17 protein-coding genes are annotated in these 18,699 nt (G+C 67.3%); 2 read left to right on the top strand and 15 right to left on the bottom strand.

Going from position 1 to position 18,699, the window contains the following annotated elements:
- Nucleotides 1–51: 51 nt before the first annotated feature.
- Both ACFFN1_RS11555 and ACFFN1_RS11550 read right to left on the bottom strand, forming a co-directional pair.
- The gene (locus ACFFN1_RS11555) at nucleotides 52–1,053 is read right to left on the bottom strand and encodes a hypothetical protein (RefSeq protein ID WP_376840914.1); all 1,002 of its coding nucleotides are present in this window, start codon (nucleotides 1,051–1,053) and stop codon (nucleotides 52–54) included.
- A gap of 283 nt (nucleotides 1,054–1,336) precedes the next feature.
- Nucleotides 1,337–3,244, bottom strand: a complete 1,908-nt coding sequence (locus ACFFN1_RS11550; RefSeq protein WP_376840913.1) for an NHL domain-containing thioredoxin family protein — start codon at nucleotides 3,242–3,244, stop codon at nucleotides 1,337–1,339.
- A 109-nt stretch (nucleotides 3,245–3,353) separates the two neighbouring features.
- Between ACFFN1_RS11550 and ACFFN1_RS11545 the strand changes: the two genes are divergently transcribed.
- Entirely contained in the window at nucleotides 3,354–4,118 is a 765-nt protein-coding gene (locus tag ACFFN1_RS11545; RefSeq protein WP_376840912.1) for a YggS family pyridoxal phosphate-dependent enzyme, read from the top strand.
- A 52-nt stretch (nucleotides 4,119–4,170) separates the two neighbouring features.
- Here the strand turns inward: ACFFN1_RS11545 and mmsB are convergent, their stop codons facing one another.
- From mmsB to rpmB, 8 genes are all read right to left on the bottom strand, one after another.
- Nucleotides 4,171–5,079 (bottom strand): 3-hydroxyisobutyrate dehydrogenase, encoded by a 909-nt coding sequence (mmsB, locus tag ACFFN1_RS11540; RefSeq protein WP_376840910.1) that lies wholly within the window; start codon nucleotides 5,077–5,079, stop codon nucleotides 4,171–4,173.
- 44 nt (nucleotides 5,080–5,123) lie between these two features.
- Nucleotides 5,124–5,897 (bottom strand): 3-hydroxybutyrate dehydrogenase, encoded by a 774-nt coding sequence (locus ACFFN1_RS11535; RefSeq protein ID WP_376840909.1) that lies wholly within the window; start codon nucleotides 5,895–5,897, stop codon nucleotides 5,124–5,126.
- Nucleotides 5,898–5,906: 9 nt separating this feature from the next.
- Nucleotides 5,907–7,289, bottom strand: a complete 1,383-nt coding sequence (locus ACFFN1_RS11530; protein WP_376840908.1) for an MFS transporter — start codon at nucleotides 7,287–7,289, stop codon at nucleotides 5,907–5,909.
- A gap of 155 nt (nucleotides 7,290–7,444) precedes the next feature.
- Nucleotides 7,445–9,544, bottom strand: coding sequence for a bifunctional copper resistance protein CopD/cytochrome c oxidase assembly protein (locus ACFFN1_RS11525; protein ID WP_376840906.1), 2,100 nt, complete (start codon nucleotides 9,542–9,544; stop codon nucleotides 7,445–7,447).
- Nucleotides 9,545–9,743: 199 nt separating this feature from the next.
- The gene (locus ACFFN1_RS11520) at nucleotides 9,744–10,034 is read right to left on the bottom strand and encodes an HU family DNA-binding protein (protein WP_376840904.1); all 291 of its coding nucleotides are present in this window, start codon (nucleotides 10,032–10,034) and stop codon (nucleotides 9,744–9,746) included.
- Nucleotides 10,035–10,094: 60 nt separating this feature from the next.
- Nucleotides 10,095–10,400, bottom strand: coding sequence for a 30S ribosomal protein S14 (gene rpsN / locus ACFFN1_RS11515; RefSeq protein ID WP_376840903.1), 306 nt, complete (start codon nucleotides 10,398–10,400; stop codon nucleotides 10,095–10,097).
- Between the two features lie 9 nt (nucleotides 10,401–10,409).
- Nucleotides 10,410–10,580: a 50S ribosomal protein L33 gene (rpmG, locus tag ACFFN1_RS11510; RefSeq protein ID WP_376840902.1), complete on the bottom strand. Its 171-nt coding sequence runs from the start codon at nucleotides 10,578–10,580 to the stop codon at nucleotides 10,410–10,412.
- Nucleotides 10,580–10,816 carry a 50S ribosomal protein L28 gene (gene rpmB / locus ACFFN1_RS11505; RefSeq protein WP_376840900.1) on the bottom strand — a complete coding sequence of 79 codons (237 nt, stop codon included), beginning with the start codon at nucleotides 10,814–10,816 and terminating at the stop codon, nucleotides 10,580–10,582. The genes rpmG and rpmB overlap by 1 nt, the downstream gene beginning before the upstream one ends.
- 473 nt (nucleotides 10,817–11,289) lie before the next feature.
- Between rpmB and ACFFN1_RS11500 the strand changes: the two genes are divergently transcribed.
- The gene (locus ACFFN1_RS11500) at nucleotides 11,290–12,465 is read left to right on the top strand and encodes a hypothetical protein (RefSeq protein ID WP_376840899.1); all 1,176 of its coding nucleotides are present in this window, start codon (nucleotides 11,290–11,292) and stop codon (nucleotides 12,463–12,465) included.
- Between the two features lie 145 nt (nucleotides 12,466–12,610).
- Here ACFFN1_RS11500 and ACFFN1_RS11495 read toward each other — a convergent pair whose 3' ends face one another.
- From ACFFN1_RS11495 to ACFFN1_RS11475, 5 genes are all read right to left on the bottom strand, one after another.
- Complete coding sequence (locus ACFFN1_RS11495) at nucleotides 12,611–13,999, bottom strand: dihydrolipoamide acetyltransferase family protein (protein ID WP_376840897.1); 1,389 nt, start codon at nucleotides 13,997–13,999, stop codon at nucleotides 12,611–12,613.
- Nucleotides 14,000–14,007: 8 nt separating this feature from the next.
- Nucleotides 14,008–14,982: an alpha-ketoacid dehydrogenase subunit beta gene (locus ACFFN1_RS11490; protein WP_376840896.1), complete on the bottom strand. Its 975-nt coding sequence runs from the start codon at nucleotides 14,980–14,982 to the stop codon at nucleotides 14,008–14,010.
- Complete coding sequence (gene pdhA, locus ACFFN1_RS11485) at nucleotides 14,983–16,083, bottom strand: pyruvate dehydrogenase (acetyl-transferring) E1 component subunit alpha (RefSeq protein WP_376840895.1); 1,101 nt, start codon at nucleotides 16,081–16,083, stop codon at nucleotides 14,983–14,985.
- A 379-nt stretch (nucleotides 16,084–16,462) separates the two neighbouring features.
- Nucleotides 16,463–17,989 carry a hypothetical protein gene (locus ACFFN1_RS11480; protein WP_376840893.1) on the bottom strand — a complete coding sequence of 509 codons (1,527 nt, stop codon included), beginning with the start codon at nucleotides 17,987–17,989 and terminating at the stop codon, nucleotides 16,463–16,465.
- A complete protein-coding gene (locus tag ACFFN1_RS11475; protein WP_376840891.1) occupies nucleotides 17,986–18,699 on the bottom strand; it encodes a hypothetical protein in 714 nt (237 codons plus the stop codon). The genes ACFFN1_RS11480 and ACFFN1_RS11475 overlap by 4 nt, the downstream gene beginning before the upstream one ends.

The following is an 18,699-nucleotide window of genomic DNA, read 5'->3' as shown; positions in this document are numbered from 1 at the left end:
CAGCAACAACATCAGCACCAGACAACCGCTCACAACGCTCATGAATTTCACTCATCTACAGATCCTTTCAGACAGGCCCCCATACACAACCCATCTGACACCCCCCGAATCAACCCACGTATCCGTCGCCACACCAAAAGTCGGATCAATCGTCACCGGATACTGCACACCAGGATCGGACAGAAAACCCGGATCCGGACTCAACACCAGCACCGGACGATCACCATCGAGATCAATCCGCGTCTCAACCTCAGCAATCCGCGTCGGGCCACCCGACACATCATCCTCAGCAGCACCCCACATCAACGGTGTCGGCGCACTCAACACCCGCTGCCCCGACTCAGAACGCACCACAATGCGCCCCTCATCATCAGCAGCCACCTCACCCTCACCAGCATCCAACGGCAAACGCAACTCAACCGGCTCACTCACCTCAGGCCGATCATTGAGCACCAGCGAATGAGAAAACGAATCCTTCAACACCTCAACAACAAGATCCGCATCCACCCCAAACGGATTCTCAACACCCTCAAACGTAGCCGTGCTCCCCGACACAACCGGCTCACCCAGCTCAGAATCCCACTCCACACCAAACGTCGATGACTCGCCATCACCAGCATCAACATCAACCGACGCGAAAGCCCCCTCACCCCCATCAGAGACCACAACATCATTCAGCGCCGCCTTCGGCGCATACCCACCCTCAGTCTCTTCCAACGTGGTATCAACATCCACCCACGCACCCGAGTCATCCTGCACCCGAATCGGACCCGAATACGCCTCAGTCGTCAACGTCCCATCCGGATTCGCAAACGTCGACGAATCCACCGACCGCGCATCCTCAACCTCAACACGCGAACCCTGCGCACGCGCACTCACCTGAGCAGACACCAAATCCGGCCGCGAAACCACCGGCACCACCGCAGACGACGAAGCCGACACCGCCACCGCCGGCCCCACAACATTCGGCAACCCCATCGACGGAATCAGAACAAACGCACACACCCCAGCAACAACCGCGAACCACCGATTCGCATACACATACCAAAACACCCGAACCCACCCCACCTAAGAAACCGAAACTCGATTCCCAGAAAGGCGCCGAGTCTTACCTTGGAGTAAACTGCACACCAACCACCCCAACCCCACCCAACACCCCACCGTTACCAAACTGTGATCGAAAAGGCTCCGCCCTCCGCGCGAACTATAGACACGTCCTTCAGCAACGATCCGTCCACTCCCGGAGCCCCTCAGCCGTCTTCGTCAAAGACGAGTCACGAAGTACCGGTTACAAAGACCGGGTCATTCTTTAGTCCTCAGATGCTGCAGACGCTTCCTAGCTGGTGCCGCGCAGGTCGAGGCGCAGCTCGTGCGGGCTCTCAGGGCTCAGCGTCACCGGGATGCCCCAGTCCTGCTGGTAGAGGTGGCAGGCGGCGTGCAGCGGGATCTCCCCGTCTTCAGAGCCGTCGCAGGCCGCGGCTCGGGCGGTGATGTGCAGGACACCGGAGTCGATGCCGCCTGCGATCTCGATGGTGCGTTCGAGTCCTTCGCTGCCGCCGGCACCTGCGGTGATGAGCTCCGGCGGAGTCGACGAGACCTGCAGGTGAGTCGGGTCGCCGAATCGGTCGTCGAGCTTCTGCCCGGCAGGCACGCTGAACCCGACGGTGAGGGTCAGCGTGCCGGTGCCGAGCTCGGTGGCCGGGCGGGAGGTCTGCTGGGCGCCCTCGTCGACATGCTGTGCCTCAGCCGGGATGGCGACCCGGGTGAGCCGGTGGGCTGCCGATTCGGCGACGAGCAGGCTCGGCTGCTCGCCGTCACTGCCGGGCAGGACGAGGATGTCAGACGGTTCGTCGAGCCCGCGGGCCAACGTCGTGACCTCATCGGTGCGGGGCTCGTAGCGGCGGATCGCACCGTTATAGGTGTCGGCGATCGCCACCGACCCGTCGGGCAGTTCGGTCACACCGAGCGGATGCTGCAGGCGCGCCTCGGCGGCGGTCCCGTCGCGGAACCCGAAGTCGAACAGGCCCTGCCCGAGCTTCGACTCGACCACACCGGTGGCCGGGTCAAGCAGTCGCAGTGCCGAGGTCTCCGAATCGGCCAGCCACACGCAGCCGTCCGAAGCGGCTGCCACGCCGGAGGTCTGCGCATACCAGGCAGTTTCGGCGTCACCGTCGACGAGTCCTTCGTTCATCGTGCCCGACAGCAGCCGGATGGTGCCGGTCTGCGGGTTGAACGACCAGATGGTGTGGTTGCCTGCCATCGCGATGATGACCTCGCCGGTGGTCTCGGAGTAGTGGACGTCCCAGGGGCTGGAGAGCTTGATGGCATCGGCTGGCCCGTCATAGCGGCCGGTGTCGCCGTGGGTGCCGGTGACGTTGTCGACGGCGCCGACCATGTACTGCTGACCGGTGCCGGCGACCGTGGTGATCTGCCCGGTGTCGAGGTTGAGGCCGCGCAGCAGGTGGTTGACGGTGTCGGCGATGACGACGTGGTAGCCGACCTCGGCCGCCAGCTCGGCGGGAAGTTCGGCTAAGCCGCCGGGTTCGCTCAGCCCTGCGGTCTCGGCTGGCCCGTCGGCCCGGCCGCGGTTGCCGGAGCCGTAACGGCGCAGGATCGTACTGCCCGACGGGTCGTATTCGACGAGTGAGTGGTGCCCGGAGTCGGCGACGAGCAGGTTGCCTGCATGCTCGCCGGTGGTGAGCCGGATGAGCTTGCCGGGGTAGAACAGGTCGGTCTCGACTGGCGCCGGCGGGACGAAGGGGTCGTCGCCGCGGCGCAGGGTGCCCTTGGCCGAATGCTCTGCGATGAGGTCTTCGATGAGGGAGGCGAGACCGGCGGCGTGTCCTTCACCGGACATCGAGGCGACGAGGTGGCCTAAGGGGTCGATGAGGGCCAGGGTCGGCCAGGCCCGGGCCGAATACGCCTGCCAGGTCTGCAGGTCCGGGTCGTCGAGGACGATGTGCTCGACCTGGTAGCGCTCGACGGCCTTGTCGACGGCTTCGACGGTGCGCTCGAACTCGAACTTCGGGGAGTGCACGCCGATGATGACGAGCTCGTCTGCGTATTTCTGCTCGATGGGACGCAGCTCATCGAGCACGTGCAGGCAGTTGATGCAGCAGAAGGTCCAGAAGTCCAGCAGCACGACCTTGCCGCGCAGGTCGGCGAGGCTGAGGTCGGTGCCGCCGGTGTTGATCCAGCGGCGGCCGGTGAGTTCGGGTGCGCGCAGGCGCGGAGTGGTGGTCATGTCCTCATTGTGCCATCGAGACTCAGCTGCCTGCCGCTCCGCTGTCATATGTGTCAGCGACACCGGGCACGGTGGCCACGGAGGGGCCGAAAAGTGCCATGATGGAGCCATGAACGATGCAGCCGCGATGAGCCCCGAGTCCCTCTCCCCCGAGCAGGCGCAGGAGATCCGCGACCGCCTCGATGCGGTGGCAGCCCAGGCCGCCGAGGCGGCGCTGCGCTCCGGGCGCACCGCTGAGGATGTGCGGATCATGCTGGCGACGAAGACGCAGCCGGTGGAGAAGATCCGGGTCGCGATCGAGCACGGCTTCACCCTCATCGGCGAGAACCGCGTCCAGGAGCTGGTCGGCAAGGCCGACGGCTTAGCCGATCTGGCGCACGAGACGCACCTCATCGGGCCGCTGCAGCGCAACAAGGTCAACCACACCCTGCGCGTCGACACATGCACGTGCATCGAGTCGGTCGACAACCTGCCGCTGGCTGAGAAGCTGCACAACCGCCTGGAAGCCCTCGACCGTTCGATCGACATCCTCGTCCAGGTCAACACCTCGCGTGAGGATTCGAAGTTCGGCACCGCTCCCGAGGCGGCAGCTGAGCTCATCGAGTCGCTGGCACCTTTCGACCGGCTGCGGATCCGCGGGCTCATGACGATTGGGCTGCCCGGGGAGAGCGACGAGGTCATCCGCCCCAGCTACGCCGATCTGCGTCAGCTGCGCGACCGGCTCATCGACGACGGGACCCTGCCTGAGGGTGCGACGGAACTGTCGATGGGCATGAGCGCTGACTTCGCGCTGGCCATCGAAGAGGGTGCAACGATTGTGCGGATCGGCTCGAGCGTCTTCGGCGCGCGACCGCCTGCAAGTTCACCGACCTGACCGACACGTACCGGTTCACCGGCCTGACGGACACGCGCCGAAGAGCGCAGGCTCACTCCTGCGGGACGCCGGGTGCCTGCGGATCGATGTTGCGGATGATGAGCGAGCAGTCCTTCTCGGCGTAGCCCTCATCCATGAGCTTCTGCAGGCTCTCGAACGCCACCTTCGCCCCCGGCAGCGTGACGCCGACATCGGCGGCCGCCGCCTGTGCCAGGCCCGCATCCTTGTGGGCGAGCGCGGCGGAGAAGGTCGCCTCGAAGCCGTTGTTGGACGCGGCGGTCTCGACGATGCCGGGCACCGGGTACCAGGTGCGCAGCGGCCACGAGTCCCCGGAGGAGACGCTGGCGACGTTCCAGAACGTCTGCGCGTCGAGGCCGAGCTTGTCGGCGAGCACCGCACCTTCGGCTGCGCCCTGCAGGCTGACGGTGAGCATCATGTTGTTGACGATCTTCGCCGCCTGCCCGTTGCCGGGCCCGCCGCAGTCGAAGATGTTGCCGGCCATCGGCTCGACGAGCTCTTTCGCCCGGGCGGTGTCGGCTGGGCGGCCGCCGAGCATGAAGGTCAGTGTCGCCGCCGCGGCACCGGAGATGCCGCCGGAGACCGGGGCGTCGACGAAGGCGAAACCGGCCTGCTGGGCCGCCTCGTGGATTTCCCGGGCGGAGGCGACGTCGATCGTCGAGGAGTCGATGAGCAGCGCGGTGGGTTCGGCGAATTCGAGCACGCCGCCGTCTCCGCAGAACACCTCCTTCGAGATCTTCCCGTTGGGCAGCATCCCGAACACGGCATCGGCACCGGCCACCGCCTCGGCGACGGTGGTGCAGGCGGTCACACCGTTGGCTTCGGCCGCACTGCGGGCACTTTCGCTCAGGTCGTATCCGCGCACGCTGTGCCCGGCTGTGATGAGGTTCTTCGTCATCGGCAGGCCCATATTGCCCAGGCCGATCCATCCAATCGTGGCCATGAGGTCTCCTTCTTCTCGTGCCGTCTCAGGTGCAGACGGTCAGGTCAGGCCGCTGCCCAGCCGCCGTCGACGGAGTGTGCGGCTCCGGTGATCGCCTTGCCGCCCTCGCCAGCGAGCAGCGCGGCGATCGCGGCGACGTCCTCCGGCTGGGCGAGGTGCGGCAGCGCCGAGTGGGCGAGGAACACCTCGTCGAGGACGGCGTCCTCGGAGATCCCGTGCGAGGCCGCCTGATCGGCGATCTGCTGTTCGACCAGCGGCGTCATGACATAGCCAGGATTGATCGCATTACAGGTCACCCCGTGCTTACCGGCCTCCAGCGCGGTCGCCTTGGTCAGGCCCATGAGCCCGTGCTTGGCCGCGACATAGGCGCTCTTGAACGCCGAGGCGCGCAGCCCGTGGACAGAGGAGATGTTGATGATGCGGCCCCAGCCGCGCTCATACATTCCCGGCAGCACGGCCTTCGTCAGCACGAAGGGCGATTCGAGCATGAGCTTCTGGATGAGCTGCCACTCAGCGAGCGGGAACTCCTCGATCGGGTGGATGCGCTGAATGCCGGCGTTGTTGACGAGGATGTCGGTGTCGATCGGCTGTCCGTCGAGCGCCTGCGTGTCGGACAGGTCGACGACCCAGGCCTTCCCGCCGATCTCCTCGGCAACCGACTCGGCGGCCTCGGCTGAGACATCGGCGACGGTCACCTCGGCGCCCATCCGGGCGAACCGGGCGGCGATCGCCCTGCCGAGGCCCGAACCGCCACCGGTGACGAGCGCGCGGCGGCCGGAGAGTTCCTTCTCAAAGTCGAGCTGCGAATCGTGTTCCATGCGCTCAGCCTACTTCTGCCCGGCCGCGCCAGCACGAGCGGCCCGCTCCGTGGCACGGCGCTCGTTGTCGATCCGGTCGATCTCGGCCAGGTCCATGCCGCTGGTCTCACGGGTGAAGAACCAGGCGATGAGGCTGATGCCGGCTCCGATGGCGAGGTAGATCGAGATCGGGATGCTGGAGTCGAAGGCCCGCAGCAGGGCGGTGGCGATGATCGGGGCGAAGGAGCCGGCGACGATCGCGGTCACCTGATAGCCCAGCGACACACCCGAGTAGCGCATGCGGGTGGGGAACATCTCGGCCATGAGCGCCGGTTGGCCGGCGTACATGAAGCCGTGGAAGATGAGCCCGACGACGATCGCGATGAAGATCGGCAGCCCCTCTCCGGTTTCGAACATCGGGAAGGCGAAGAAGCCCCAGGTGGCGGTGGCCAGGATGCCGAGCAGATACGGAATCTTGCGGCCGAGGATGTCGCACAGTCGGCCGATCATCGGCACGATGATCGCGTGGATGACGTGGGCGCCGAGCAGCAGTCCGAGGATTTCGCCGCGTTCGATGCCGACCTGCTGGCTGAGGTAGGTGATCGAGAAGGTCACGACGACGTAGTACATGACGTTCTCGATGAAGCGCAGGCCCATGGCGGTGAAGACGCCGCGGGGGTAGCGCTTGAAGACCTCGATGACGCCGTAGCCGGCGTCCTCTTCGTGGACCTCCTGCTGGGCCTCTTCGAAGATCGGGGCGTCGGAGACGCGGGTGCGGATGTAGTAGCCGATGAAGACGATGACGGCCGACAGCCAGAAGGCCACCCGCCAGCCCCACGAGATGAAGGCCTCATCGCTGAGTGCGGTCGAGAGGGCGAAGAGCACCGCAGTGGCCAGCAGGTTGCCCAGCGGAACAGCGGCCTGCGGCCAGGAGGCCCAGAAGCCGCGGGAGTGGTTCGGTGAGTGCTCGGCGACGAGGAGGACGGCTCCGCCCCATTCGCCGCCGACGGCGAATCCCTGCGCCGCGCGCAGCAGCACGAGGATGATCGGGGCTGCGTAGCCCCACTGGTCGAAGGTCGGCAGACAGCCCATGAGGAAGGTGGAGACGCCGACGAGGATGATGGAGAGCTGCAGCAGCTTCTTGCGCCCGTACTTGTCGCCGAAGTGGCCGAACACGACACCGCCGAGCGGGCGGAAGATGAAGCCGATCGCATACGTGGCGAACGCGGCGATGATCGCGTCGAGCGGGTTGTCCGAGGCTGGGAACAGGATGACGTTGAAGACCAGGGTGGCCGCTGAGGCGTAGAGGAAGAACTCGTACCATTCGACGATCGTGCCGGCCATCGAGGCGGCGACGACGCGCTGGAGGTTGCGGCGCACGCTCGGAGTGTCCTGGGGTGGTGCTGCACTCATGATGGTGCTCCTTGCGTGCGGAAGAACGGCGCCACAGCAACGTGGGCTGTTCGTCACTGCGGTTAAGACTCACCCAATTATGAGATCTGCTTCACATTCGGTCAAGCACCATGTCGACTCCGCGCCGGCCGTGCGAGCGCCCTGGCGCGTCCGCCTCAGCCGCGCTTGCCGCGCTGCAGATTGGCGAGCATCTCGTTGTAGGCCTTGAGCTCGGCATCGCCGCTGCGGTCCTCGGCGCGGTCGCGGCGCTTGGCCTCGCGGTCGGAGGAGCGCGACCACTGGACGGCGACGATGATCGCCAGCGCCAGCGTTGGGAACTCGCCGATCCCCCAGGTGATCTCCCCGCCGAGCCGCTGGTCCTCCAGCGCCGGCATCCAGCCGTGGCCCATATTGCCGAACCAGTCCGGTTCGATGAGCGCCTCGGAGGAGATGATCGACACGCCGAAGAAGGCGTGGAAGGTCATGGTGATGAGCAGCATGAGCAGCCGCATCGGGTAGGCGAGCCGGTTGACGCCGGGGTCGATGCCGATGAGCGACTGCGCAAACAGGTAGCCGGCGGCGAGGAAGTGGACCATCATGAGCTCGTGCCCGAGGTGGGTGTCGAGCGCCGGGTACATGACGCCGCTGTAGTAGAAGATGATCATCGAGCCGGCGAAGTTGATCGCCGCCACGATCGGATGGGCCCAGAACCGCAGATACCGGGAGTGCACCGCGCCGAGGATCCATTCGCGCGGGCCACGGGAGCCGTCGGTGCGCGGCTTCGTCGCCCGCATCAAGAGCGTGATGGGCGCCCCGAGCACCATCGGCAGCGGCACCGCCATGACGAGGAGCATGTGCTGGATCATGTGCCCGGAGAACAGCACCTGCCCGTAGACCATCGGCCCGCCGGAGGTGATGTAGAACAGTCCGGCCATGCCGAGCACCCAGCTGATCGTCCGCCCGACCGGCCAGGCATCGCCGCGGCGGTACAGCTCGCGCGCCGCCAGCAGGTAGCCGATGACGAAGCCGACGGTGATGACCGTCCACAGCGGGTCGACCCGCCATTCGGTGAAGTACGAGGTCCACGTCGGCTGCGGCGGCAGCGGCTCGGAGGTGAGGATCTCCGCCGGGGTGGGAGCCGGAGGCGGTTCGTCCGGGATCGGCGGCTGCGAGCGGGAGAGCACTACACCCAGCGCCATGACGGCGCCGAAGACGAGGGTCTCAACGCCGAGCAGCCGCCAGAACTCCCGCCGGGCCGCCGCGGCCTGCTGCAGCCGGCCGATGACGACGCTGCGGTGCCAGTAGCCGATCACGCCGAGGATGACGGTGAGCACGACCTTGGCGACGACGACGAGCCCGTAGGGGGTCTGCCAGTCGTCGAGCTCGCGCACCCGCAGCAGGGCGTTGACGAAGCCGGAGTAGACCATGATGACGAAGGCGATGAGCGCCAGCGTCGAGAACCGCGAGACGAGGACGGCGAGGTCCTCACGGCCGGTGAGCTGCGGTGCCAGCAGCGCCATGACGATGATCCCGCCGAGCCAGGCGACGACGGCGAGCAGGTGCAGGCCGATGCTGTTGACCGCCTGCATGTGCCCATAGGCCTCAGCAGAATGGCCCATGAGCGCCAGCGGCACGAGGGAGAGCACACCGAGGATGGTGATGAGCCCGATGCCCATGAAGGAACGGGTGGCGAAGACGAGGGTTGAGAGGGTCGCGGCGCTGAGCACGATGAGCAGCCGCAGCTGGCCGTAGGGGATCTGCGTGACGTAGACGCCGAGCTGCTGGGAGAACTCACCGCCGAAGGCCTGCGCACCGACGGAGTCGATGAACGCGAAGATGAGCACGGCGACCGCGGAGACGGTCCACACGATCGAGGAGATCTGCGCGATCGTCAGCGTGCGCTCCCACAGCGGGTCGAGCGGGATGTCGCGGGCGGCTCTACGGCCCCGGTGGCGGCGCCGGCCGCCGTGATCGCGGGGGAAGATGAGGGTCGCGAGGATGAGCGCGGCGACCGTGACCGACATCGAGAGGTTGAAGAGCAGCTCGGCGATCGGCAGGCCGAAGCGGCCGAGCGGGCCGGAGTCGTTGAGCAGCAACGGGGCGGCCGCGCCGGTGAAGTCGAGGGCCAGCGCGCCGCACACAGCGGCGATGAGGAGGAACCCGGGCAGGGCGGCCAGCCGCAGCCGGCGGGCTGCGGTCGCATCTGGGGTGCCGCCTCGGGCGGGGCCGGTCGCAGGCGAGGTGCGCCGGGCGGCAGGGGCCGAGGTGGGGGTCACTGGCGGATTCGGGTCCTGAGCTCAGCGTCGGCAGGAGCCGAGCAGCGCAGACAGCCCGGCTGTATCGCAGACATTCGCATGCCCTCCAGGGTAGTCGCCGGTCTCGGGCCGGCCCAAGCCGGGGCCCACCAGAGCAGAAGCGCCCGGGACCGTGATGGTCCCGGGCGCTTCTGTGAAGTTCCGTATCCGGAAGAGGAGGTCACTTCTTGGGCGTGCCAGCAGCTGCCTTGAGCTTCGAGCCAGCCGAGAGCTTGACCGAGTAGCCAGCAGGGATCTGGATCTCTTCGCCGCTGCGCGGGTTGCGGCCCTTGCGAGCGGCACGCTCGGTGCGCTCAACGGACAGCCAGCCCGGGATCGTCAGCTTCTCGCCGTTCTTGACGACCTCGCTGAACGACTCGAACACACCGTCGAGAACGTCCGACACCTGCTTCTGGGTCAGATCGGTCTTCTCGGCAACCTCGGAAACGAGTTCACTGCGGTTCTTAGCCATAAGGTTGTCCTCCTTCAGGACATAGGTCGGTAATGTAACCGATTCCGAACTTACCAGAGATTACCAGCTCGACTTGGTAACTCCGGGCAGTTCTCCGCGATGAGCCATCTCACGGAAGCGCACACGGGAGAGACCGAACTTGCGCAGGTATCCGCGCGGACGGCCGTCGACCTGGTCGCGGTTGCGCAGGCGGATCGGCGAGGCGTCGCGGGGCAGCTTCTGCAGACCCAGGCGAGCCTCTTCGCGCTGCTCATCGGTGGAGTCGGGGTGGACCAGCTGGCGCTTGAGCTGAGCGCGGCGCTCGGCGTAGCGCTCGACGACCTCGGCGCGCTGCTTGTTGCGTGCGATCTTGGACTTCTTAGCCATAGTGTGCGCTCAGCGCTCCTCTCGGAAATCAACGTGCTTGCGGATGACGGGGTCGTACTTCTTCAGCACGATGCGATCCGGGTTGTTGCGGCGGTTCTTGCGGGTGACGTAGGTGTAGCCCGTGCCGGCAGTGGACTTGAGCTTGATGATCGGACGGATGTCCTTGGTCTTGGCTGCCATCAGAGCTTCACTCCCTTCGCGATGAGTTCGGTCACCACAGCGTCGATGCCGCGTGCGTCGATGACCTTCATGCCCTTGGCGGACACGGTCAGGGTCACAGTCCGGCGCAGCGAGGGCACATAGTAGCGCTTCTTCTGAATGTTCGGGTTGAACCGGCGCTTGGTGCGGCGGTTCGAGTGGGACACATTGTGTCCGAAACCGGGAACTGCTCCGGTCACCTGGCAGACTGCTGCCATCTTCTCTCCTCCAGTTCACTTGAGCGGCGGACTCCGCGTGTCGCCGGTGGGCGGATTGCGGGTTCGCCGAAGACATCAACACATCGTCGTCACCGGTGCTGCATTCCCATGCGCCGCCCGCTTGAGCGGTCAGCGCACACCCGTGGAACACACTGCGGTGGACGTGAATGGAACCCCGGTGAAGGGTTTGTGTACGCCGCCAGCAGCGACGTGATGTCTCACCAGCGCTGAAGCCGTTGAGGCCTGTGAGAGAGGGCCGAAGCTATCGTGCAGCGCTCAATGAGCACGATCATCAGAACAGCCGATGCCGTCTGACGAGTCAACAAGAGAACATCTTACTGACCTGCGCGCATCCCAGGCAAATTCAGTTGAACTCACACATCGGCTCTGCCAATGTATATGCACATGGACAGTGTTCGCACGTGCGACGGTGCAGCGCCCCGGGCCGCGCGGCTCGATGCGAAGGGCCGGCGATGACCGGGCCGGACATCCCGCCTCGCCCGCAGGGCTCGCCGCAGCAGCCGCGCCCGTCGTCCGCTCCCGAGGCGCCGGGCACCCCAGCTGGCGACCGCACGTCCCAGCCGGCGCGCCCGCGCATCCGTCCCGCACAGAGCGAGAAGTGGGGCCGCGAACCGGATCCTGGAGCCGGCTCGGCACCCGGTTCTGCTCCCACTGGGGCGGCCGCCCCGGCATCACCGCCGGCTGCCGGCGGACAGTCCGCTCAGCCGCTCGGCTACTGGTCGACGCCCAACGGGCAGCTGTACTACCGGGCCGCTGACGGCCAGGACTACTATCAGGCCTCCGACGGGAAGTTCTATCCAGTCGCAGCTCTCCTGGCCGCCCAGCAGCAGACGCCCACCGCTGCAGCAGCGGCACACACGAACCAGACCGGCGCGCACCAGCCCGGCACGCATCCGGCCGGGACCGCAGCAGCGGCCGGCACCTCGGCGGCGGATGACCGCTCGACCTACTACGAGTACATCGCCGCTCACACCGGCGAGCAGCGTGTGGCCGCCACCGGCGGTCAGCAGGCGGTTCCCGGCCCACCGGATCCCGGGCCGCGACGGCGCCGGACGGTCCTCACCGTCATCGGCGCGATCGCTGCGACGCTCGTCGTGGCGCTGGCGGTGTTTCTCGGCCTGCCGCTGCTAGGCCCCAATGAGCAGCTGCGCCCCTCGCAGGAGCCGGATCCGCCCACGAGCGCGGACAGCGATGGGAGCACCGATGAGGGCAGCCCCGAGGAGTCTGCAGCTCCGGAGAGCGAGGCGCCGGCCGCTGAGCAGCTGGCGCAGATCGCTGAGCAGGACCATGACACCGTCGCCGATCGGCTCGACGGCCACTGGGTGGTGCAGCTGAGCGCCAAACAGGAGGGGCTCACGACCGACGACCGCACGTGGACCGAGGACGATATCCTCACGGAGTTCAACGAGCTGCGCAGCGAGCATTCGAACGCGGTGCTGCTCAACAGCTCGGACTGGTCGAGCTACCAGCTCGATGACTACTGGATCACGGTGCTCAACGAGCCCTATGACGACCCCGATGACGCGCTTGCGGTGTGCACGGATCTGGGGATCGACCGCGACAACTGCTTTGCCAAGAAGATCTCCTCGACCGAGGACCCCGAGGGCACGACGAAGCTCAACCCCTGAGCCCACCGCCCAACCCTTGAGCCCACCGCCCAGTTCAGACGGCCGGTTCGGAACTCCAGCCCCAGCACGCCGAGGGCCCGGCTCCACTGCGGGAGTCGGGCCCTCGGTGTGTGTGCGGCCGCGGACAGTGCCGGGGCCGCGGAACTCACATGAGCATGAGTGCCGGGTCTTCGAGTGCGCGGCCGACATCGGCGAGGAACTTCGAGATGACCTCGCCGTCGACGAGCCGGTGATCGGCGGAGACGGCCAGCGTCGTGATGTCGCGGGCGACGATCTCATCGTCGACGACCCACGGACGCTTGCGCACCTGGCCGAAGGCCACGATCGCGGCCTCACCCGGGTTGATGATCGGGGTGCCGGCATCGACGCCGAACACGCCGACGTTCGTGATGGTGATGGTGCCGCCGGCCTGGTCGGCCGGGGCGGTCTTGCCGGCCCGCGCGGTCGCGGTCAGCTCGCCGAGCGCAATGGCCAGGTCCCGCAGGCCCATCGCATGGGCGCCCTTGATATTGGGCACGATGAGGCCGCGCGGGGTGGCCGCAGCGATGCCGAGGTTGACGTAGTGCTTGACGAGGATGTCATCGCCGTCGAAGCACGAGTTGATCCGCGGGTTGCGCAACGCAGCCCAGCACACGGCCTTGGCGACGATGAGCAGCGGGGAGACGCGCACGTCCTCGCCGAGCTGCTTCTTCGTCTTCAGCCGCTTGACCAGCTCCATCATCGCGGTGACGTCGACGTCGAGGAACTCGGTGACGTGCGGGGCGGTGAAGGCCGAATCGACCATCGCCTGCGCCATGAACTTGGTGACGCCCTTGAACGGGATCCGCTCTTCGGTGCCGGTCACCGGCTGGCCGGCCGCCGCCGAGGCGGTGGTCGGCTGGGCGGCTGCGCCATCGGATTCGATGTGGCCCAGCAGGTCCTCGCGGGTCACTTCACCGCGCGCACCGGTGGGGGTGACGTCGTTGAGGTCGATGCCCTTGGACTTCGCGAGCTTGCGCACCGGCGGCTTGGCGAGCACCTTCGGGCGCTCCACCTCGGCAGCGGATGCTGTGCTCGGTGCTGCCGGAGGGGCGCTCGGTGCGGCCAGCGCAGTGCTCGCGGCACTGGCACCGGCCGGTGCGGTCTTGGTTTTGCGCGGGCGCCGCTTCGAGGCGTCGGCGCGCACGCCGTAGCCCACGAGGTTGGGCCCGGCAGAGCCGGAGCCGTCACCGGACTCACCGGAGGCATCGGCAGCCGAGTCGTCCCCGCCTCGGGCCTGGTCGCCGCCAGCGGCTGCGGCAGCGCCGCCGCCGGAGCCGTCACCGTCGAATTCAACGATCGGGGTGCCGACCTCGACGGTCTGGCCCTCGTCGACGAGGAGCGCGGAGATGGTGCCGGCCTGCGGGCTGGGCAGTTCGACGAGGGATTTGGCGGTTTCGATCTCGACGAGGATCTGGTTGACGGTGACGGTGTCGCCGACCGCCACCTTCCAGGAGACGATATCGGCTTCGGTCAGACCTTCACCGACATCGGGGAGGTTGAAGAGGTTCGACATGCGATTCCTTAGTAGGCGAGGGCGCGATCGACACCATCGAGGATGCGATCGAGGTCAGGCAGGTAGTGGTGCTCGAGCTTCGAACCGGGGTACGGGGTGTGGAAGCCGCCGACCCGCAGCACAGGCGCCTCGAGGTGGTAGAAGCAGCGTTCGGTGATCCGAGCGGCGATCTCCGAGCCCAGGCCCAGGAACACCGGGGCCTCGTGCGCGATGACGAGCCGGCCGGTCTTCTTCACCGAGGCTTCGACGGTGTCGAAGTCGATCGGGTTGAGCGAGCGGAGGTCGATGAGCTCGATGCTCGCACCCTCCTCGGCTGCTGCGGCCACCGCATCGGCAGCCGGCGGCATGAGCGGGCCGTAGGACAGGAGGGTGAGGTCGGTGCCTTCGCTCACCACCTGCGCGGAGTGCACGTCGAGGCCGCGGTTGTCCATGTCGACGTCCCCGCGCATCCAGTAGCGGCGCTTGGGCTCGAAGAACATCACCGGATCCGGGCTCTTGATCGCCTCCTGGATCATCCAGTAGGCATCATGCGGGGTCGACGGCGAGATGAGCCGCAGCCCGGCATGGTGGGCGAAGACCGCCTCGGGGCTCTCCGAGTGGTGCTCCGGGGAGCCGATGCCGCCGCCGTAGGGCACGCGGATGACGACCGGCATCTGCTCCTGGCCCAGGGTGCGGTTGTGCAGCTTCGCCAGCTGGGTGACGATCTGGTCGTAGGCCGGGAAGATGAAGGCGTCGAACTGGATCTCGATGACCGGGCGGTAGCCGCGCACGGCCATGCCGATCGAGGTGCCGACGATGCCGGATTCGGCCAGCGGCGAGTCGATGACCCGATGCTCGCCGAAGTCCTTCTGCAGCCCCTCGGTGACGCGGAACACGCCGCCGAGCTTACCGATGTCCTCACCGATGAGGACGACCTTCGGGTCGTCCTCCATCGCCTTGCGCAGGCCTGCGGTGATCGCTTTGGACAGCGCCAGAGTCGTCATTTACCGCGCTCCTTCAGCTGCGTCCGCGAACGAGTCGAGGTACTCCAGGTAGGCTGCCTTCTCCTCTTCGATGAGCGCATGCGGCTCAGCGAAGACGTGGTCGAAGATCTCGGAGGCATCCGGTTCGATCATCGACACGCAGGCTTCGCGGATGCGGGCGGCCAGCGCGTCGGCCTCATCGTCGACAGCGGTGAAGAACTCCGGCGCGGTGTCGGTCTCGTTCTCCAGGTAGATGCGCAGGCGCTTGATCGGGTCCTTCGCCTTCCACGTCTCAGTGACCGCGTCATCGCGGTACTTCGTCGGGTCGTCAGCGGTGGTGTGCGCACCCATCCGGTAGGTGTAGGCCTCGATGAGCATCGGGCCGTGGCCGGCGCGCACCGAGTCGAGCGAGGCGCGGGAGACGGCGTACATGGCGATCGGGTCGTTGCCGTCGACGCGCACACCGGGCACGCCGAAGCCCTGACCGCGGGTATAGAGCGGAGCCGGGGTCTGCACGCTCGTCGGCTCGGAGATCGCCCACTGGTTGTTCTGGCAGAAGAACAGGACAGGGGCGTTGAACGCGCCGGCGAAGGTGAGCGCCTCGGAGACATCGCCCTGGCTGGTGGCGCCATCGCCGAAGCAGGCGATCGCCACAGCATCGCGCTCCATATCGCCGGTGCCGACATCGCCGTCCATCTGGATGCCCATCGCATAGCCGGTGGCGTGCAGCGCCTGAGAGCCGATGACGATCGTGTAGGCGTGGAAGCGCAGCGCCTGCGGATCCCAGCCGGAGTGGTTCTGGCCGCGGAACATGCCCAGCAGGGTCTCCGGCGGCACACCACGGCACCAGGCCAGGCCGTGCTCACGGTAGGTCGGGAAGACGAAGTCCTGGGGGCGGCTGGCGCGACCCATGCCGATCTGGGCGGCCTCCTGGCCGTACAGCGGAGCCCACAGTCCGAGCTGGCCCTGGCGCTGCAGCGCATTGCCCTCAGCGTCGACGCGGCGCACGAGCACCATGTCCTTGTAGAAGCCGCGCAGATCCTCGTCGGTGAGTTCTGCGGCAAAAGCGTCGTACTCTCCGGAACTGACGCGCTCGCCCTCGGGAGTCAGCATCTGAATCATTCGCGGACCCGACCCAATGTCAGGGCTGGCGCCCTGCGCAATGTTCGATGTCATGGCATTCTCCTAACGTCGTGGCCGCTTCTTCGAGTTCGTCGGCGGAGCGGTCCGAGCAAGTGGGGTCAGCGCGGTAGCACACCCGATCCCCGGCAGTGAGACATTTCACAATGTGGTCACACATTAGCGGATTCGGCCCGGGCGTGCCAAGCTGGCGAGTTGTCTCGAAACGGTGTTCCGCAGCCGCGCCGCACTGTGCACCGACCTGCCTTCAGCCTATGCGCGCACCTGGGCGGATCGTAGCCCGCCACCGAGGTGGGAGCCGGGTTTGTGACCTTGCCGACAATTGCTTGGACGCCCTACCGAATCCCAGGTGAGAGCGCCGTCAGGGCTGCCGGCGAGTCCCCTTGTAGGAGTATCGGGCGGTGGTCGTGCCGGCGAAGAACCCCGCTGCGCTCCCCGACGCCCAGGCCCTGACGCTCGGGTCGCCGGAGGCGAGCAGGCGCTCCATGCTCTCGGTGTAGAGGGTGCCGTTGTGGGCGAAGCCGGGGCTGGCGAGCGCCGCGTCGATCTCGGCATCGGACTTGCCGGCGAACATCGGATGATCGCGCAGCGCCTCGTAGTCGAGTTCGACGCGGGCGGTCGTCCAGTTCCGTCCGGCCGGGTTCTCCGTCCCGTCGAGGGTGGGCACGATGTCCTGAGCGTGTTCGAGGGACAGCACCTCGACGTCCTCGGGGATGTCGAAGTCGCCGACCGGGCTGCCGGTGGTCATGACGGCGGTGACGTTGACCCGCTGGCGGAACTCCGGATCCGCAGCCAGGCTCGCCGCCGTCATCCCGCCTTGGGAGAATCCGCTCATCATCACCTCGTCTCCGGGTGGGATCCCAGCGTCCTCGATGGCGTGGCGGATGGTCTCGCGCATGACGCTGTCGTGGCCGGCGGCGGTTTCGAGGTTCGTCGTCATATCGGTGCCGTTGCGGCTGGGGTCGGGGTTCCAGTCGGTGGTGGCCGGGACGTAGATGATCCACCGGGTGGTGCCGTCGGCATCGACGATCTTCTCGATCTGCACATCGCCGTTGTCCTTGCCCCGGTGCGAGGCCAGGGTGCGTTCGAGCACCTCGGTCGCATCCTGCGGGGCTTCGGCCCGCTGCGGGTCCAGCTGCCGGTGCCGGCCGCCGGCGACATCGACCGCGGTGTCGTCGAAGAGCCCGAACTGGCGGCCGGTGATGAGGAGGAGCCCGGCGAGGTCCTCGCTCGACTGCGGCCCGCCGTACATGCTCGGCGGCAGCGGGATGCCGAGGAACCCGCTGACGAAGCCGGGCAGGACGTGTTCGACGAGCGGCTGGGCGCACTCCGGATGATGTGCCAGGGCGGTGCCGATCTGCTGCAGCTGCTTTCCGGCGGCATCGGCGACGACGGTGTGCCGGCCGGTGGTGACGAACCACAGGCTCGTCCCGCCGACGATGGTGAGCGTCACCGGGTTCGCCAGCAGCACAACGCCGAGGGCCACCCCGACACCGGCGCCGACGCCGATCGCGGTGCGGGTGAGGTGACCGAGGGCGAAGCCCGCGGCATTGGCGGCATCGGCGAAGATCCGCTCGGCGGCCTGCTCGGTGGCCCGGTAGGCGGCAGCGCTGTTGCTCAGCGCCCCGGCTGTGAAGACGAGCGAACCGGCTGTCGAACCGCTCTGCAGCAGGAAGTCGCTGATCCGGCCCTGCAGCTGCAGGGCTGCCGGCAGTGCCAGCGGGCTGGTGGCCAGCCGCGAGATCGTCGCCTCCGATCCGGCCGCCCCGCGCAGCACCTCGCCGAGGTCGCCGGCGGTCGCCCGCAGCACCTCGGCGGTCCGGTCGACGTCATCGAGCCGGGCGTGGATCCCTCCGGCACCGCCCCTGACCTCGAACTCCCCCATCACTGGTCCTCCTTGATCGCCAGTGCCGCGGTCACCGCCATGAGGTCATCGGCGAGCCGCGTGCGGATCCATCTCTGGAAGCCCGTCCCTGCCAGCTCCGTGCGGATGCGCTCCTCCACCCCGTTGACGAGGAGCATGGGGCCTCCGTGCGGGCAGTCAGGGCAGTAGTGGATGAGCCACCGGCGCACGTGCGCGGAGTCGACCCGGTCACCGAGCACGCTGACGACCGTGCGGACGCCGTCATCGGGGATGACCGAGGTGACAACCTGCCCGAGCTGCGCTGGTGTGCAGGTGGTGCCGAGGAACCCGGTCAGCGCCGAGGGATCGGGGATCGCATTGCGGCACAGCACCACACAGCTGTGCCCGAGCAGCGCGGCAGCGATGACGCCCGGTGCATCGCCGACGGACAGGTGTATGGTGAGGCGCAGCCGCCCGCCGGCCATGATCGGGCTGACCTGCTGCAGCCACTCCTCCATCTGCGCAGCGCTCGGCAGCTCGCCGACGTCCGGCACCGCGCCGGTGCGCGGCAGGCCTCCACCAGCCGGCAGCAGACGTGCGCCGCCCTTCTTCTCACGGGGCCGGCGCTCAGGTGTGAAGGCCGGCGGCCAGTGGGCACGCTCTGCTGCGCTCAGGCTCTCCAGTGCGGCTGCTGCGATCGGCAACCACTGCCCGGTCCACGGTGCGTGTGCGCCGGCGCCCGGGTTGGTGCTCAT

Origin of the sequence: Brevibacterium otitidis (assembly GCF_042429315.1) — a bacterium.
Lineage (GTDB): Bacteria > Actinomycetota > Actinomycetes > Actinomycetales > Brevibacteriaceae > Brevibacterium > Brevibacterium otitidis.
The sequence above is the reverse complement of the archived record's forward strand: the minus strand, read 5'-3'. Positions and strand labels throughout refer to the sequence as shown.

Coding starts and splice junctions, on each gene's coding strand:
- ACFFN1_RS11535 (WP_376840909.1), bottom strand. CDS start 5,897: ATGGAACACGATTCGCAGCTCGACTTTGAGAAGGAACTCTCCGGCCGC.
- mmsB (WP_376840910.1), bottom strand. CDS start 5,079: ATGGCCACGATTGGATGGATCGGCCTGGGCAATATGGGCCTGCCGATG.
- ACFFN1_RS11520 (WP_376840904.1), bottom strand. CDS start 10,034: ATGGCTAAGAACCGCAGTGAACTCGTTTCCGAGGTTGCCGAGAAGACC.
- ACFFN1_RS11550 (WP_376840913.1), bottom strand. CDS start 3,244: ATGACCACCACTCCGCGCCTGCGCGCACCCGAACTCACCGGCCGCCGC.
- pdhA (WP_376840895.1), bottom strand. CDS start 16,083: ATGATTCAGATGCTGACTCCCGAGGGCGAGCGCGTCAGTTCCGGAGAG.
- ACFFN1_RS11490 (WP_376840896.1), bottom strand. CDS start 14,982: ATGACGACTCTGGCGCTGTCCAAAGCGATCACCGCAGGCCTGCGCAAG.
- ACFFN1_RS11500 (WP_376840899.1), top strand. CDS start 11,290: ATGACCGGGCCGGACATCCCGCCTCGCCCGCAGGGCTCGCCGCAGCAG.
- rpmG (WP_376840902.1), bottom strand. CDS start 10,580: ATGGCAGCCAAGACCAAGGACATCCGTCCGATCATCAAGCTCAAGTCC.
- rpsN (WP_376840903.1), bottom strand. CDS start 10,400: ATGGCTAAGAAGTCCAAGATCGCACGCAACAAGCAGCGCGCCGAGGTC.
- rpmB (WP_376840900.1), bottom strand. CDS start 10,816: ATGGCAGCAGTCTGCCAGGTGACCGGAGCAGTTCCCGGTTTCGGACAC.
- ACFFN1_RS11530 (WP_376840908.1), bottom strand. CDS start 7,289: ATGAGTGCAGCACCACCCCAGGACACTCCGAGCGTGCGCCGCAACCTC.
- ACFFN1_RS11475 (WP_376840891.1), bottom strand. CDS start 18,699: ATGAGCACCAACCCGGGCGCCGGCGCACACGCACCGTGGACCGGGCAG.
- ACFFN1_RS11495 (WP_376840897.1), bottom strand. CDS start 13,999: ATGTCGAACCTCTTCAACCTCCCCGATGTCGGTGAAGGTCTGACCGAA.
- ACFFN1_RS11545 (WP_376840912.1), top strand. CDS start 3,354: ATGAACGATGCAGCCGCGATGAGCCCCGAGTCCCTCTCCCCCGAGCAG.